15 protein-coding genes are annotated in these 16,911 nt (G+C 38.1%); all 15 read right to left on the minus strand.

The features are described from left to right. The 15 genes from HFP47_RS06720 to HFP47_RS06790 all read right to left on the minus strand — a co-directional run bounded on the left by HFP47_RS06720 (position 1) and on the right by HFP47_RS06790 (position 16,904). A complete protein-coding gene (locus tag HFP47_RS06720) occupies positions 1-1,095 on the minus strand; it encodes a hypothetical protein (RefSeq protein ID WP_179876249.1) in 1,095 nt (364 codons plus the stop codon). Beyond that, positions 1,092-1,517: a hypothetical protein gene (locus HFP47_RS06725; protein ID WP_179876250.1), complete on the minus strand. Its 426-nt coding sequence runs from the start codon at positions 1,515-1,517 to the stop codon at positions 1,092-1,094. Before HFP47_RS06725 ends, HFP47_RS06720 begins: the two co-directional genes overlap by 4 nt. Before the next feature lie 49 nt (positions 1,518-1,566). Next, positions 1,567-1,803 carry a hypothetical protein gene (locus HFP47_RS06730; protein WP_179876251.1) on the minus strand — a complete coding sequence of 79 codons (237 nt, stop codon included), beginning with the start codon at positions 1,801-1,803 and terminating at the stop codon, positions 1,567-1,569. After that, positions 1,803-1,940, minus strand: coding sequence for a hypothetical protein (locus tag HFP47_RS06735; protein ID WP_179876252.1), 138 nt, complete (start codon positions 1,938-1,940; stop codon positions 1,803-1,805). Before HFP47_RS06735 ends, HFP47_RS06730 begins: the two co-directional genes overlap by 1 nt. Before the next feature lie 12 nt (positions 1,941-1,952). Further along, entirely contained in the window at positions 1,953-6,245 is a 4,293-nt protein-coding gene (locus HFP47_RS06740) for a hypothetical protein (protein ID WP_179876253.1), read from the minus strand. A 14-nt stretch (positions 6,246-6,259) separates the two neighbouring features. Beyond that, entirely contained in the window at positions 6,260-7,372 is a 1,113-nt protein-coding gene (locus HFP47_RS06745) for a phage distal tail protein domain-containing protein (protein ID WP_105296184.1), read from the minus strand. Between the two features lie 65 nt (positions 7,373-7,437). Next, on the minus strand, positions 7,438-12,651 hold the full coding sequence (locus HFP47_RS06750; RefSeq protein WP_179876254.1) for a phage tail tape measure protein: 5,214 nt from the start codon (positions 12,649-12,651) through the stop codon (positions 7,438-7,440). Then, positions 12,652-12,831: a hypothetical protein gene (locus HFP47_RS06755; RefSeq protein ID WP_010282314.1), complete on the minus strand. Its 180-nt coding sequence runs from the start codon at positions 12,829-12,831 to the stop codon at positions 12,652-12,654. Positions 12,832-12,869: 38 nt separating this feature from the next. Continuing rightward, positions 12,870-13,274: a phage tail tube assembly chaperone gene (locus HFP47_RS06760; protein ID WP_096639482.1), complete on the minus strand. Its 405-nt coding sequence runs from the start codon at positions 13,272-13,274 to the stop codon at positions 12,870-12,872. 340 nt (positions 13,275-13,614) lie between these two features. Then, entirely contained in the window at positions 13,615-14,250 is a 636-nt protein-coding gene (locus HFP47_RS06765) for a phage tail protein (protein ID WP_096639483.1), read from the minus strand. A gap of 3 nt (positions 14,251-14,253) precedes the next feature. Next, the gene (locus HFP47_RS06770; RefSeq protein ID WP_010292990.1) at positions 14,254-14,628 is read right to left on the minus strand and encodes a DUF806 family protein; all 375 of its coding nucleotides are present in this window, start codon (positions 14,626-14,628) and stop codon (positions 14,254-14,256) included. Then, the gene (locus HFP47_RS06775; RefSeq protein WP_096639484.1) at positions 14,628-15,044 is read right to left on the minus strand and encodes an HK97 gp10 family phage protein; all 417 of its coding nucleotides are present in this window, start codon (positions 15,042-15,044) and stop codon (positions 14,628-14,630) included. Before HFP47_RS06775 ends, HFP47_RS06770 begins: the two co-directional genes overlap by 1 nt. Next, positions 15,034-15,405 carry a phage head closure protein gene (locus HFP47_RS06780; RefSeq protein WP_096639485.1) on the minus strand — a complete coding sequence of 124 codons (372 nt, stop codon included), beginning with the start codon at positions 15,403-15,405 and terminating at the stop codon, positions 15,034-15,036. The genes HFP47_RS06775 and HFP47_RS06780 overlap by 11 nt, the downstream gene beginning before the upstream one ends. Beyond that, the gene (locus HFP47_RS06785; protein WP_096639486.1) at positions 15,398-15,730 is read right to left on the minus strand and encodes a head-tail connector protein; all 333 of its coding nucleotides are present in this window, start codon (positions 15,728-15,730) and stop codon (positions 15,398-15,400) included. The genes HFP47_RS06780 and HFP47_RS06785 overlap by 8 nt, the downstream gene beginning before the upstream one ends. A 10-nt stretch (positions 15,731-15,740) precedes the next feature. Beyond that, the gene (locus HFP47_RS06790) at positions 15,741-16,904 is read right to left on the minus strand and encodes a phage major capsid protein (protein WP_096639487.1); all 1,164 of its coding nucleotides are present in this window, start codon (positions 16,902-16,904) and stop codon (positions 15,741-15,743) included. Positions 16,905-16,911 lie beyond the last annotated feature (7 nt).

The raw sequence follows: 16,911 nt of genomic DNA on the forward strand, positions 1-16,911 counted from the left end.
CTAATTCGTTGTGCTGAATAAGTCATTTCGTCCAAAGCGTAGGTTTCCAAAAGTTAGGTTAACCACTTCTGAGCTACTGTCGATTGAATAAGCCGTAAGCACTGACTTATATTGTGTGTTGTCGTAGTAAATATTTGATTGTAGCCCTAGCTTTACTTTTTCTAGGGGTAGGAAGTTATTTCCTAACTGTGCGCTAAATTGAATACTATGAGAGTAAGCATTAGCTGATAGATTACTTTGTGCTATTGAGTCATAAGTAGGATTATCAGTCGCTGTCTTGTCAAATAAATATATCTGAACTTGTGTAGGCTTTGCCACATTATCTGTAAGGTTTTTTATAACTGAACCGTCTTCTGTGAGCCAATAACGTGCTAATACAGTAGGATTTTCCATGTTAGTGCCTGCCTGATCTACAATCCACAACTCATTATTGTAATTTCGTAGATTCCTGGAATCACTGACTACCCAATTATTGAAATCGTAAACATCATTTTTAAAATTCCATGTGTCTTTTACCTGATGAAAGTCAATTTTTGGGTAATAAAAAGGTACACCATTTTCTGATGTACCTTGACCTATTCCTGTTACTTCAAACACTGTATTATGTAGCTTGAATCCTCTTACTAAATAATCAATAAAGTTGCTTGTACTGATTCCATCAGATGAGGTTACCTGAAATGCTGTGTTAGTTGAGTTAGTAAGCCCCTTATTGAGTATGTTAGTACCTACATTAGAGTTAATATAGTTGTTTATTAGCTTTAATATATGAGCTTCATAGCTATTACTGCTCTTGCTACCTACAATAATGTCACCATTGAGTAAGTTCCATATATAGTTAGCTGATAATGTCATAAGGTTACTAGAATCATCTACATCAACTGTGATTATTTGCCCGTAGTATAACAATGTGGTGCTGTTATTAGGTCTAACAGCTACATAATCACCTGTTGTAATTTTGGTGTTCTTATCAATAGTGAATGTACTAGTAACATTACTCAATGCATCCATCTGTATATCATAGCTGAATAACTTATAGGTACCTTTTATAACTAATTTAGCACTATCAAATACTGTAATATCAAGTGCCAAGCTCATACTATCATCCTCTCTTCTTTGAAAGTCACATCTAGTTGAGCATTTTCATCTAAGTAAGCCAGTAGCGTGCTAGTTCCCTCTGGCACTTTTAGATAATTGTTAACTGAAAAATCAGCCAATTGACTAACATCACTGAAACTACCGTCTGTGTTATAAACACGGGCATATTGGTCTTCGGGATAGCTAGAGACTATTAATCTCTGGTTATCAGCTAGATATAAGCTAAATTTGGCCTTACCAACTACTGCACCATCTTGGATAATCTGCCATTCTGGGTAGACATTACATCTACCTGTGATAGTTACTAAAGATGGGCTACCTGATTGAACGCCATAATATTCACTATTGTTGTCTAGCGTGATAGCTTTTTCGCGCCCTGTTACATTGCTTTCAATAAAAACAAATCCATATTTTGTAGTCATGCATTACCTCCTGTTTTATTGGATATGTACGGGAATAAATCCCTTTTATTTAGCCTTCTGTTGTTGGCTTTGATGCTTGTTCATCTTCCACATCATATACAGCGTTATCAAAGTCTGCCTTATCTGCACGAACTTGCTTTTTATTAGCTTCGTATAAATCCTGGTTTTGAATTGTCATGTTGCTTGATGTGCCACTATCAGATACATTGGCACTAAAGTAAGCAATTGCTTGACCGTCTGCTGTTTGTGATATTGCTGTGATTGATACGCTTTTATTAATTGTCATTATTTACTTTCCTCTTCTACTTGTTCTGCTTTTGCTTGATATTGCGTTACAACTGACTGCAACTGTGCATTAACATAAGTTAGATTGGTCAATTGTTGCAATAAGTTGTTAATTATGTCTTCCTGTCTTGGTTGCATTTTTTGCCTTTCTTATAGCATATTTAATTTACTCAACACGGTATAGAGGCTGTAACTCTTACCCTTCACGTAAAATAGCACGTCATTGGTATCATCTGTGCCAAAGCCCGCTTTTGATGGTGTGTCAAAAAATCCAAACCATTTATGACCGTTCGATAATGTTGCTCCTTGGATATGCAATGCTCTTCTATCTGTAGAACTAAATTGTTGCGCTACGTCAAAACCACCCTCAAAGTAAGTTGGTTGGTGCCACGTCATGATGTCTTCAACATGCCACCCTGCTTTACGTCCCTTGTAGCCAGCTACAAGGCTAGAATCCCACGACATTTTCATGTCGTAGGTGCCTACGCTGTTAGTTACACCGAACCCAATACCATCGCCACCTCTAATGGTGTTAGTTCCGTCTGAATTTAAGTCATAATCTGGGTCTGTAGACTTACCTGTATGCCATCCAGCAAGCTTAATCATTAGATAATCTACGTTGTCATGGTCTGGCATGGTTTCATGCTGGAATGTACCCAGATATTCATTTTTGCTACTAATCAATTCGATCTGCCCATTTAGAACATTAGTGGTACCTAAAGAACCATCTAACACCAACCCATCCTGATTAAATTGAGCTGTGCTACCTTGTGAGGTACTAATAGTCATGCCTATTGGGCTAATCTTCACTGACTGATATAACCCATTCCAGTTTGACTGAATGAAATTAGAAACATTACCAGTCAACTTAGCAACGTCTAGGGTAGCAATCTTAGCGCTGGTAATTGTTGCATCGCCAATCTGTGCACTACCTATAGCACCGTTTGCAATCATGGCTGAGTTAATCCACGCTGTACCCTTAATCTGAGTGTTTGGTGCATCAATCGTCACATTCTTGCTAATAAGGCTCATTTGAGATGCATTACCAACAATGCCACTGGTAATTTTGCTGATGTTATCAGTAATACCAATGCTCCAATTATCTTTAAGCAATGATAACTGTGAAGAAATGTCGTCATTGGGTGTATACTCTTGTAGCTTTTCAGTAGCCGTCACCATTGGTTGGGCAAATGTAGCTACTTGACCCGCTCCTGCATTGTTAACAATTAACCATACCTGTACTTTCACAGCATTAATAGGAGCTGTAAATCCTTCATTAGATAGCTTTACCCAATATGGGCTACTTACTTGCCCTGTTGACCTAGAAGCAGCTGATATTCTTTGGTTATCCTTGTCGTAGAACCAAATATCTAGCAATGCTTGTCCACTACTTAAACCACCATTGGAGTAGTGAACTAATACAGAAGCGCTATACTTCTTACCACCATATACTGGAATCATATTTGCCAAATAACCTTGATAACCCGCTGAGGTTGATGTAACCGATACCGTACCACTGTACTTACCGTCCACATTGTTTTTTACACTACCTGATACAACAACTGTGCCACTTCCTGCATATCCATAGTTTTGAGCAAACTCTGAATTAGGGAATAGGTTAGTTGCTCCTACTTTAGCTAGAATTGCATCACTTGTTTGAGTTAATTGTGTTTGAACGCCTTTGTCATAACTAGTGATAGAACTTGTTGTAAAGTCTTTTGAACTCTGCAAGGTATTAGAATCACCATTAGTTCTATCAGTTATTTCTGTCTTAATTTGGTTAGAAGTTTGAGTAACAGAACTCTGTAAACCACTGATGTTGTTTGTTGCTGTACTTAATGTACCCTCAGCTGTGGTTACTCTCTTAGTGACTGAATCAATATTAGTACCTTGTTTGGATACTGTGTCCGTGATTCCGTCTAAGGCTATTTGCTGTAAGGCTACCTTGTCATTGCTGTTATACGCTCCTGGAACATAATCACCAACTGTAGAACCAAAGACTAACATAGGCTGTGATATATAAACCTCATCAGTAACATTCCATGCAAATATTGCATAGGTTACCACTGACTTATCAGGAATAGTCACATTCTGTAGCTTATGGGTATTAGATGAAACACTTAACCCTGGAACTGGTACGTTATATCCGTTTGATAGTGTCCTATTGCCATTTGCATCATAAGCCATGATATATAAGGCTATGGGTGTGCCACCACTTGTGATTGCCTTAGGTGCAAAAAACCTAGCTGAAAAACTTAATTTCATACCAGGTGTAACGGGGACACCGCTAGATGCTATCCAGGAACCATTGCCCTTGTGGCTAACCATGTTTGACCCGAATCCATCTGTTCCAACATTAGTAAACTGAGTTGAAACAACATCTTTAGCTGTAGGGTTGGGGTATTTTGTGTACCATCCTGAATAATCTGGATTGAACTCTGTGTTAGCCAACTGATTAACTTGACCCATAGAATTTATCTTAGTTTGAATGCTAGATACTTGGTTGGTAATTGCATTAGCATTTACATTAACCTGTGCAATTTGAGCATTATAATCTTTTTTAGCTGAATCTAAATCAGTGTTAGTTGCTCTTAAGGTAATATCTTTAGTGTTCTGTGCTATAGATGTTTCTGTAGCTTTAACACGATTATCATTGTTAGTCTTATAGTTTCCTATAGTTGTTACAGCACTATCAGCAGTTTGTTGTGCCTTAGATACTGATGTACTTAAATCACCAGTTTTCTTATCGTAATCTGATTGACTAACCTTAGTAGTTACATCCTTGGCTGTCTGTGTAATATCAGATTGTGCCTTAGTTATACGTCCATCTGCGTTATTTTTATAGGCATTTAATGCAGTTGTTGCTTGGTCTGCTGTTAATTGAGCTTTAGCAGTTGCACTGTCTACGTCCTCAGGTGCTATAGTCCAAGGATATGACATATTACCAGACATCAATCTCATATTAGAGATAGTTACAGTACCAGTTGTTGGTACATTGTCAAACCTAATACCCATGTAAGGTGTTGCAGTAACACCACTCCAATCGCTATTGATACTTGCAGTTAATATAACAGTGCCACTGGTATTGTTACTTGATATAACAGTGTACTTTCCGCCAATTCCCCAAGGTGCTATGTTCCATTGAGGTATAAATTGACCTGATGGGTTAGTTCCTGTGTACGTCCAATCAAATATTAATGTGAAATAGTCGCTAGTCTTCTTAAACTCTTTATACAAAGCATCTAGAGATGATAATGTTATTTTATATAGAGCTTTTGATTGATTATTAGCATTAGCCCCTACTGTAGAGTTTGTATTAACTGTGCCTGTTAAGTAGTTTCTACCACCTACTGCTAGGCTATTAACCTTGGTAACAGTTGCATCGAATCCATCTGCACGTTGTTGTAATGCACTAATTGAACCTGATTGTTGACCTTGAACTGTTTGCAAATTACTTACAGTAGTTTTAGTTCCACTGGCATCAGCTTCAATAGTTGTCATACGTGCATCTTGTGTGGTGTCTGTTTGCTTGATTGATGCTATATCTGTTTTAGCTTGGTTAGCTGTTTGAGTAACATTAGTAACATCAGTGCTTAATTGCCCTGTTTTAGCGTTATATGTGGACGTGTCAACCTTGCTATTTAAACCATTTAAGGCTTGTGTAGCTGTTGATTGAGCGGTACTAATTTTACCGTCTGCATCCTTTTTGTTTTGACTGACTGTGCTTGTAATACTAGAAGCTGTGTCGTCAATTTTCTTACTAATAACACTATCTGCACTAGTAGCTACGTCTATAGCGTTTTTCTTAGCTGTATCTGCATAACCCTGTGCTTTTGTGTCTAGAGCGCTTACTGCTGATGCTCTATCTGTTGCTTCCTTAGATAGATCATCACTAACAGACTTCTTAGCATCAGCTATGTTCTGATTAGCTGTATCTAATGTGCTTTTAGCTACTGTAGCAGTGTTAGCTTTAGCATCACTTAAGGCTTTATCAGCCATTGCTTGTGCTTTATTGTTGAAATCACCATCTTTAACAGCTAAATCAGCTTGTTCTTTAGCCACCTGATTGATTGTTTCGTTAATCTGGGTATTATTATCAGCAATAGCTTTATCTGTGTTATCAGAAGCTGTCTTGATAGTCTCTTCAATACGATTGCTTAGATTTGGGTCTACCTTTAGTACCCAATCTTCACCATTGTATGAGTAAATCAGGAAGTCATTACCATCTTTAAGGAATACCGTATCACCCTTTTGTGGGTTAGATGGCATAGGGTCACCAGCATTGATGTAACTTAGAGGGGTTAAGCCATCACTTGATAATTGAGCACCACCAAAGCCATAAGTAGCATTATCAGCCACATGTGTTAGTTCTTGTTCAATCTTATTTAATTTTCCACCTGTGATTGTGTCGCCATGTTCCCAGTTTGTTGGTTGGTATGCCAAGTTTTTAACCTCCTTTATTCAATACTTGTTATGTCTACTTGCGCCTCATCTACATAAGGCTTATTCCTGTTTTCATCATCATAAGCAACGCCCATAAATCCAAAACCGTACTTCATATTTGAATCTGTTACACCGTCCTCTGGGGCACTTGTGTAAGCTGTGGCTGTGTTGCCTTCTTCTAATTTAAAATGCCTGAATCTAAGTGTTTGACCTTTTACGAATCCTGATGCATTAGTGGTTGCCATTGCATTTAAGCGAATGTAAAACTTATTTAAGTTATCACCTGATAGATTAGGCAATGTAAACGTATAAACCGCTCTAGTCCATGTGTCATTACTAATCTTTGTGGTAGGTGAGAATGTATTACTTACCCTGAATGCAACGCCTGGTACAGTTCCTTTTACATCGACTGAAATTGTATACGTCTTATCAAAACTAAGGACTGAATCACTCATATTAGCCCATGCTTCTGCTAGTCCGTAGTACCACTCTGTGGAACCTGTACCCGTGTAATTCAATGTAATAGCATCACTGTCATATGCAATGGTTGAGTTGATATTATTATTGGTTACACCTGATAAATTAGGTCTTGAATCAGCTGATGCGTTTTCACCTGAGGATTGTAGTATCAAGTTCTGATTAAAATTACCTTGTTCATTAAAAAAGCCTGAGCCATAAATGGCTAGACCTGTATCAATGTTATATGTCTTATATCTACCTTGTTTGTTGTTATACCAAGGGTTAATGAACTCTACTGTAAACTGCTCAAATAATTTATCGGTTTGTAATACTGTCGTTCCGCCTATTTCTGTCTTAGTTAAACTAGTTAATCTTGCATCGCGATGCCAAGTATCAACACCGGTTTTATACAGCAATGTCAATGGTTGAAAAGATAAGAATGTGGAAAACTGACTAAACGTCTGATAACTTCGACTTTCAACATCCCCAAACAATATATTTAATTGCATCTGTCCTTGCTGAATATTTATTTTAGTTGCTTTAAAATAACTTTCATATTGACTATAAGTGTTTGTAAACACTGTTCCCAATCCTGTTGGTGTATTACCGAATAAATTTTCAGAATTCAAATCAACGCTTTCACCACGTGCGTTATTTAGCACAAACATGCTCATATGTACTCCTTTCTAAAACCCGCCCCGAAGTATTGTGTATTTAATGGCGAGTTTTTAGTTTAATTAGCTGATCTAACCGCTCTAGCAATCACAGCTTTAGAAAACTTATTCATAGCAATATCATCTACTGACTGGTTAGCCTCTGTAGTTTGACCTAAGATGCCCGCCAATAACTCAACAACACTATTTAGAGTTTTATTAGTAGCCTCAATCATATTTGATAGATTGCTATTTGAACTTTCAGCAACAGTCGTATTAGAACTAGTATTTTGTGCAAAATGAGTGACTGTTTCACCCAACAATTCCATTGCTCGAGATTTTTTAGACAAATCCCAAGGAATTACCGCCTCTGTCATTCCACCCTCTGCAATATTTGCTATATGTGGCGTGTTGGTGATAGTGCCGTTTGCGTAGCCATGTCCTTGACCTAAGAATGATAAATTAGATCCATAACGATTTTTCGCATAAGCTAAACCAGCTAGCAAAGAATCATAACCATTAAATGGATTGCTGTGTCCTGGGAACTTATAGGCATTAAATGTAGCACTAATGACTTGCATAAGACCCTTGGCTAGGTCACCTGATGCGTTGTTAACGTCACCAATGTTACCCTGTACAGCCTTTTCGTTACCACCTGATTCAGTTTGAATCTGACGTAACACCTTATCGACCATTAAAGAACTTGTTGAAAGTCCATTAGCCTTTAAGGCATCTACAACCTGTGAACGCCATCTTGTAACCCCTGCACCACTTGGTGCACCTTTGCCTCCGCCTGCGTTTCCACTTGATTCAAATCCAGACTTGAGTTTTGATAGCATCTTACCAAAACCATCTTCGATACTCGTTTTAACCATTCCACTAGATGAATTGTGACCTGTATCACCGACTTCTAGTTTATTGACATCAAAAATCTTAGACGCCATATCAGTTAATGTTTTAACGGGATTGGTTAACTTTTCAATAGCCTCACTTGTTGCGTCGGAAACATCATCCCAAATATCAGAAGCCCCTTTAGTCATTGAAGATAAAAATGATTCAATTGAAGATGTACCCTTAGCGTATCCCGGCAATGTTTTACCTAAACCGCCTTGGAATAGCTTAGCTGTATCACTGGCATTCAAAACCTTGTCACCAGGGTTAAGGTTAACAACCTGAGCACCATTGGTACCTAGAAAATCAACTTTACCCGAGTAAGGGGAATACCTTGCTTCAATTCCCGCTTCACCGACAAGCGCTTTTCCACCGGATACACCTCGAGAACCAGTAGCGAATGCTTGCATCGTAGCAGGCTTATATCCAAAATCACCACCACTTTTAACATCAACGCTTTTAATACCAAATCCTTTGACTAAGCCATTAAAGAAATCGCCTAATCCTTTCCAAATGCTGTGCGTTCCTTTGGCTTGCTTTGAAGCGGCTTCCATAGAACCATTAGCTTGGAGAACAGCCTTATTAACTACGCCGTTTCCTTGTTTACCAGCTGCATCAAGGACACTATCTTTTTGTTTATATGCCTTATCAACAACTTCATTTCGCTGTTGTGTTGCAGCATTGGATGTTTTGTTTCTTTGACTAGTTGCCTTACCAACAATATCGTCATGTTGCTTATTAGCTGAATCAACTGTTTTATTTCTCTGATCTTTTGCAGCATTAACAGTATCGTCGTGCTGCTTATTAGCCGAATCTCTAACGCTTTTACGTTGGTCTTTAGCCCATTGACTATTGCCCTTGAACTGATTTTCGGAAGCTTTTATTGTGTCATCGCGTTGCTTGTCGGCTGCCTTTTTAGCATCTTTGTACTGATTTTTAGCAGCGTTAACAACGTTATCACGTTGTTTGTCAGCGGCTTTAGTAACCTTTTTGAGTTGTTCATCAGCAGCTTTTTGCGCAGCATCTAGCTTTTTATCAGCATACTTTTTGACGTTGTTATATTCTTCTCGTGACTTAGAAGTAATATCCTGTAACTGCTTATTAGTTAACCGTCCTTTATCCTTGGTCAACTTATCCATCAACTTTACTTGCTCGTTGTTAGATAACTTAATTTTCCCGGTCAAAGTTGTATGCAGTTTAGCTTCTTCAACAGTTGTTTCAGTTGCATTTTTGACAGTCAGTTTATTAACAGCCTTTTTCTTGGCCTGATCGTCCTTAGCAAGTGCTTGCTCTTTCTTTTTATAGTCCTTTTGAACTTGTAAAGAATTTTCTCCATACTTAGCAGCATCTTTAGCAATTATGCTATCCCATTTATTGCTGTCTTTTTGCTTAGTTTTATTATATGAAGTTTCAAGCTTTTGACGTTGCTGTGAATAATACTTTGTCAATGCTGTTCTATCAGATTGACTTAGTTTTTCAACACTATTAGCCTTTTTGCCTTCTTCTTTGATAGTTTTTAATCTATCTTGATATTCTTGTTCAGTAAGATAACCGTTTTTCTTTAGCAGCTTAATATCCTGTAAATCTTGCTTTTGCTTTTCAGAATAATATTTTTTAGAAGCTTTATTCAAATCTGAATAAGCGTCTTTTGCATCAACTTTCGGTGCTTTGATAGTTATCTTATTATCTGAAAAAGCTTTTTTTAATGCTTTGTTAAGCTTTTTAGTAATCGATTGAGCTGTCTTAGTACTTCCTAACGAATCACCAATAGCAGAACCAATCGCTCCTCCAGCTAGTGTACCTGCACCAGGAATAACACTTCCTAGTATTGCTCCAATACCACCACCTATAACAGCTCCGGCTCCTTTAGATGCAGCACTGATTTTATCACTAGACTTTTTAGAACTGATTGCAGTAGCGATACTTCCACCTACATCAGCAGCAGTTAGCGCTATACCTAATCCTGAAACAACTTTGCTGGCAACACTAGCGACTTTAGCTCCAGTAGATAGAGTTGCTAATCCGCCTCCTGCTCCAGCTGCTCTTGTAGTTGCTGCAGTTTCAACCATCGTGGTTGCAGCGCCTGCTTTACCACCTACTGAACCAGTAGCATTAGCAGCTGTATTTAATGCTGCGGTTGTTTTTAAGACACCATTCAGTTCTTTATAAGTACCAATAGCTGTTTTAATCCAACCTATTGTGTCACTTATCTTTTTAAAAGCCCATATACCAGCAAACACTTCTGCAAATGCTTTAATTTGACCAGTATGTGTGCCAATATACTCAACTAAACCAACTAACTTATCGCCTACCCAAGCTACTCCCTCAGCAATTTTCTTTAGTCCGTCTTGACCTTCTTCGGAATTAAAGGCTTTAGCCATTTTTACAGCGGCTTCTGATATGACTGGCAACATTTGTTTACCAATCATGATCATAACGGCTTGACCAGCTTGGCTAAATTGTTGCAATTCAGCTTTAACAGACTTCATGTTCTTTTTGGCTAAATCAGCTACATATCCTTGCCCGTCTGCGGATTTTTTAACTTTTTCATTTAGCTCACCTAGTTCTTTGTTGTTTTGAGCTAAAATTACACCAGCATTTTGACCAGTAGTACCGAATAAACTATTGAATACTGAGTTCTTTTGAGCAGTACCCATATTCTTGGTTTTTTCGTTAATAATGCCCATGATAGTTGTCAAATCACGTAGGTTGCCGTTTGAATCAACTAATTGACTACGACTAATACCCAACTTACTAAGCATGTCATTAGTTCCGCCAGACTTAATCGCTTGTATCTTGCCGTTCAATTTTTCAATGGCTTCTTGCTGCGTTTTAATGGCAGATGCAGCTGATTTAGAACTCTTTGTGCCAGCTTTTTCAGCTGCTTGATAATCAGCTATTTTTTTCTGATGGTCTGCTATTTTTTCATTTAACGAATCAATTGATGAAGCCGAACCTTTTTGTGCCGCCTCTTGATCAGATAGTGCACCTGTAATAGAATTAATAACTTTACGTAAACCAGTACCAGCTTTATCAGCTTCAAGACCATGGTTAGAAAGAATACCCATGGCTGATGCTGTCTCAGATAATTTAAATCCTGCAGCATGAGAAGAATCACCTACATATTCCATTCCTTTTCCAAGGTCATGAAAGTCAGTGGCTGTCATATCAGCAGCATAGGCTAACTGGTTAACAACTTCTTTGGTATTTTTAGTCATCTTAGCAGCGTTATTAGTACGCATGCCGTATGCATCAACAACCTGAGATGTAACAGTAAGGACATCATTGAAATCATCACCAGAAGCTACTGATGCTTGCAGTTCAGACTTCATGGCTTTTAATGCAGCCGTTGATGTGTATCCTCTTTTTTCTAACTCCAAGTACCCTTCAGCAATAGCCTGTTGTGACTTACCATATTGCACAGAATATTTGGCGCCGTCTTTTTGCATCTGTGATAGATTTTTTGTTACCTCAGCTTGCTTTTCACCACCCGTAGTGGCTATGTTATTTACTTTTACAAATGTATCTTGTAAGTTTGTAGCAAGCTGAGCGCCCTTAATTGAAACAGCACCAATACCGACAATAGCAATACTACTACTGTATGCCATGTCTTTGATTTTCTGGCCTGCAGTATGGAACCCATTACCCATCTTTTCAGCAGCACGGTAAGCACCATTGGCTCCGCTTGCGTACTTGCTTAACCCGTAAGGATTGGCACGGTTAACTTCTGCTTGAGTTAATTTCAACTCGTTTTTCATGTTAGCAACATTTGTTGCCGTTTCATTCACTCGAACAGCTTGCCTTTTGTATGCATCACTAGCTGAACCACTTGCATGCTCAATTCTTTTCAGCTCTTCTGATTGCTTAACATACTGTTGGGAGAGGTTTGATAGCGAGGCTTTCATATTATTAGCGCTAGTAATATTAGCTGCTCTAGTATTATGCTCTGCTTTCAAACGGTTGACATACGAATCAGAAACTTGATTCATCTGCTTATATTCTTGTTGCAACTTTGCTAATCCACTGGTTTGATACTCCATTGAAGACTTGGCACGTTGTTGCTGAGACTCTAAGCTAGCTAATTTTTGATTAGCCTGTTGGATGTTTCTTTCGTATTTTAAAAAGGACTCAGCACCTTCTTTTGTAGAGGTGTCTAAGCCCTTTTGACGTTGTTGCAATTCAGTTATTTTGTTTTTCTGAGCTTCCATTTCTCGGCTCAGACCATTGTATCGCTCTTGTGACGCTTTTAAGTAATCGCCCGATGATTTAGCCGCTGCCTCTTGAGCTTTCCAAGCGTTTTTAACAGAAGTAACAGCATCGTTCAAACCACGTAAACTATTAGTCGCTTTTAAAGTGTCTAAAGCAATAGACGTGGCCATCTCCGCCTGAATTCGTTCAACCATTTACTCTCCTTCCCCTGGTATGTTCAACCCCATTTGTTTAGCAATAGCTAATGGATCACCAGCACGTTTATCAGGCTCTTTTGCATTAAGCATATTCATGAATGAAAAATATTCCTGATTATCTAAATCACTTGGCAAAATACCGTATTCTTTAAAAAGTTGTTTTTTTAAATAACGCACCTCTTCAAGTTGGTTCTTCTTGTCGAATACTTCCCTTCTTATTCGACCAAATCTTCTTTTGGGTCTTCTTCATTTACCTCTTCTTGACTTTCAGAAGCAAGCCTAACAAGATTTTCGTATTCTTCTTCGCTAACGCCCATCATCATCAGTTCTACATATTCATAAGCATCTGAAAATTGTTTAGATGATACACTATGGGTTAGTTCGTCCATTTCTTCGTCAGAAATACCAAAAATTGACTTGATTACGTCCATCTTAATTTTGCTAGATTTCAACTCATTTTTCTGGATATCAATAAACTCCATACCCTCAGTATCAGCAAGTTCACCGAGTTTTATGCTGTTTTCAATCGCTTCTTCTCGCAAACCAAATGTCTTTTTTATAGATACCGTCTTGCGAATTCCGAACTTATTCAACTTAATTTTTTCTGTATTAACTGCCATGATCTAGGCTCCTTTTATTTTGATATGTACGGGTAAAATTACCCTAAATTTAGTTACAAAACGACGTATTTTTTTAGTGACAAAGTTACATTTTTTCAAATTAAAAAATGAGAACTTACAAAAAAGTTACAAAAATTGTGTAACTTTACGAAAAAAATGTAACTTCTGTATCCCTTGACAGGCATAGCCCGAATAGCAAAAAGTTACAAAGTTACATAAAATACTATATAAATATATATATATATTATTACAAGGTTTAAAGGTAACTATGAGTAACTAAAAATGTAACCCGCCCATTTTCATGTACTGTTTATTTCAAAAGCGAGTTAAAAAATACTAATTATTGACCTGTTGTGCCATCAGTTGGTTTTGAATAGCCAGGGAAGGTTTCTGCCATTAACGCATCAAGTGTAAATCCATCTACCAAATCAGATGCAACTTGGTATGGCTCACCCCCGAATTGAGTATCAACAACGGGATTCATTGTCGTTAAAGTCATAACGTCGTTTGAATCAGTTTCGTTGTTAGTGTTTGTACCCAACGTCTTGTTTCCTTCGATCATTGTCCCGTTAGCAAAGGCATAATATATTTTATGTTGCTTATCCAATGTTTGTGTCACAGCGATCGCCGCTACGTGCGCTTCTTTTTCACCATCAACAAAGCCTTTGCTTGTTGTTTGGATTTTACCAAGCAGCTTTTGCTTAGCTTCAAATCCTAGATCAAGCATTGTAAATTCGGCTGTTGGATATGAACGAGCCTTAGTTGAACGTTTGGCCTTATTGTTTGAGTATTGCAAGGTTGGTGCAGTACCCAAGTTCTGAATTTGAATTTGAGTAGCACCTTCAGCAGTAGCATCTTGATGGCCGTCTGCTTCATAGATGCCTGTGTCGCTCAAACCATCAGCGCCTTTTATTAATTGACCTGTTGCATTGTCAATTAATCCGAAATATGAGGTAACAATACCTTGTGTTGCCATGAATTAATCCTCCAAAATATAATTTTTTTCAAAATAAAAGACCTTAGTGACTTGATTAGTCTTCGGGTCATTGGTATGTGATTTAGATTGGGTTGTTTGCCAATCGTTTTTTTCTAATAGCCTTGCCAATGATATTTCTGTGTCAAGAATTGGCTTGGTGAAGTTAATTCCGTAAAATATCTGTACTTCAACACCATAATTCATGTTTCTAAAACGGTTGTTGGCTCTCTTATCCAAGTCGTTAACCGTTTCGGTCACAAGAACTACTGTTGAGGTGACATTCTCGAGATATTCTTCATCGATACTTGTTACAAAAACAACATCAGCAAAACTCATTGCTTCTATGAGTTCTTGAACTTCAAAAATGGGTAGTATCATCAATTACCACCTTTCAAAAGTCGTTGATATTCAGCATATTGAGCCGCTAACACAGCTTGTCGAGAACTACGCCTAGCGTCTTCAACAAAGTGATCACCTGGAATAAATTTTGTGCCATCGTTCAATAATCTTGCGATACGACCGTGGTTTATACCTTTTTTGGTGAAACCAACTAACGAGGTACCGTCACGAATGTAATCAATGTTTGTTCCGGAAACTTCAATTGAATCAGCTAAGTGAGTTACTTGACTAGTGTCCTTATGATTTTCATCATAATGTTTGGCCTTAGTAATATCATGGAGCCTTGTTTTGTAGACTTCCGCTCCAACTAACGTAATTTTTTGTCTCTGCTTAACGTTAGGAACTAGTTTATTCACATTACGTAGCCATTGATCTAAAGCATCATCAAGTTCCATCAAATGCCCCCAGTGGTTCTTTAGTAATGGTGATGTAGTCAAACGAAACCGGTGTATTACTTTCATCAGATGAAATATATTTGATGTCGTGAACCTTACCCGTTTTTACAAAGCGAACTTTTAAATTCTCTGTAAGGCTCTCGTTGTGCCGTACAGCAATTATTTTAGTTTCCTGTATACTTGTTCCAAAAATAGAATCAGATTGCGTAATCGAGCGACTACGGGGTGCATATCGCATTTGGCTAGTAGAAGAAACGAAACTAGGTACTTTTTGTCCTGTGTTTTTGTTTAAAACAGATTTAACAGTTCCGAACTCAACCTTTCCAATAAAGTTGCTTGGTTTTAATTTTCCACTAACCATTTGTCTGACCCACCTTCCATCTGATTTTGTTCAGCATGTACTGATAAGACTTAGGATAAGCAATTTGCTGACCAGATAAAGCACCACGATTATAGTAATTGAAATCAACCAATGTCCTAACTGCTTGATTAAATATTGGTAACTTTCGATATATTTCAATATCGATAGTGCTGTCAATTGAACCACGAGCGTCTTCTTCGGCATAATCAATCAATTCCTGTAAAACACCATCATCACCATCAATTGCTAAATAGTCTTGCATATCACCAACCGTGACACCTGTTGATGTTGAAGGCGCACGAGGTGAATTTGTTTCATCTGCCATGAATTACTCCTTATTCGCCACTGACAGATACAGGAGTAGCTGTGTTAGTAATAAAGTAACCGGCTTTGTCATCAGCTTGCTTAACTCCAAATCGGAAAGCAGCACCTAGGTAACGGCCATAAATTTTGCTGTCTTCCCAAGCCAAAGTAATTTCTTGACGGTTAGGGAATAGAACACCACGCTTTGTGTCACCGATAAATGCTTTTTGGTCACCAGCGTTACCAAATAGTTCATCACCAATCACATAAACCGGTACTCCCAGCAACGTCTTTCCGGATGCTTGTGCTAATGATGCAGTTGATTCTTGAAGTAAGTAACGTCCGTTCTTATCTTTCAATGTGTCAACGGCATTGTAGAATGATTGGCTAGCAATAATAACACGTGCATAAGCTGGATCTAAATCAACATTCAAAATGTGCTTTACTTGGTCAGCTAATGTATCACTCGTAGTTGACTTAGCAGTAAATGCTTGCAAAACTGGTGCAATCAAGGCGTTATAAGTGTTAACCTTCTTTTCACCGATTGATTGACCAACCAATGCTGTCAAATCGACTTGTGTGTCAGCAATTGATTCTTCTGAAAGAGGAATTGCACCACGATAAGTATCGACAGACCAGTCTACTTCCTTGAAAGTAGGTTCAGCTAAAGCAGGGTTTTCTGCTAATTCCTTAACAGAATTGAAACGATCGGTTGCACGTTGCAAAATAGGATACTTACCACTTGGAGTAGTAACTGGTGTCTTGTTAACCAAAGTTGATAAGTCAACAACTGAGTTAACTTCAGCAGATGGATCATAAATAATTTCTTCTGGAATCAATACACCAACTTCTGACGAAGTAACTTGTGAAGCAACTGCATCTGAAATCTTTGCACCGCGAGAATGAATGAAATCATTAATGCCTTGCTTTTTTGCAGCAAGTTCAGCGGCCTTATTGTCCAAAATATTAGTCTTTTTACCAGGCTTTTTAGGCTCTGGTTCGACGTCTTCAAAGCTCTTGAGTTGAGAGTTCAAAATATCACGGCGTGTCTTAGCGTCCGTCAAGTCATCTTGAGCCTTCTTAATATCTTCTACTGAAGCAGAATCATCTTGAACCATGTTGTTCAATTTAGCATTCAAATCAGATGCCTTGGTGCTAGCGTCACGGAATGCCGCTTGTAGTTGTTCTTTAGTCATATTTTTC

Origin of the sequence: Leuconostoc sp. DB-1 (assembly GCF_013414845.1) — a bacterium.
Lineage (GTDB): Bacteria > Bacillota > Bacilli > Lactobacillales > Lactobacillaceae > Leuconostoc > Leuconostoc mesenteroides.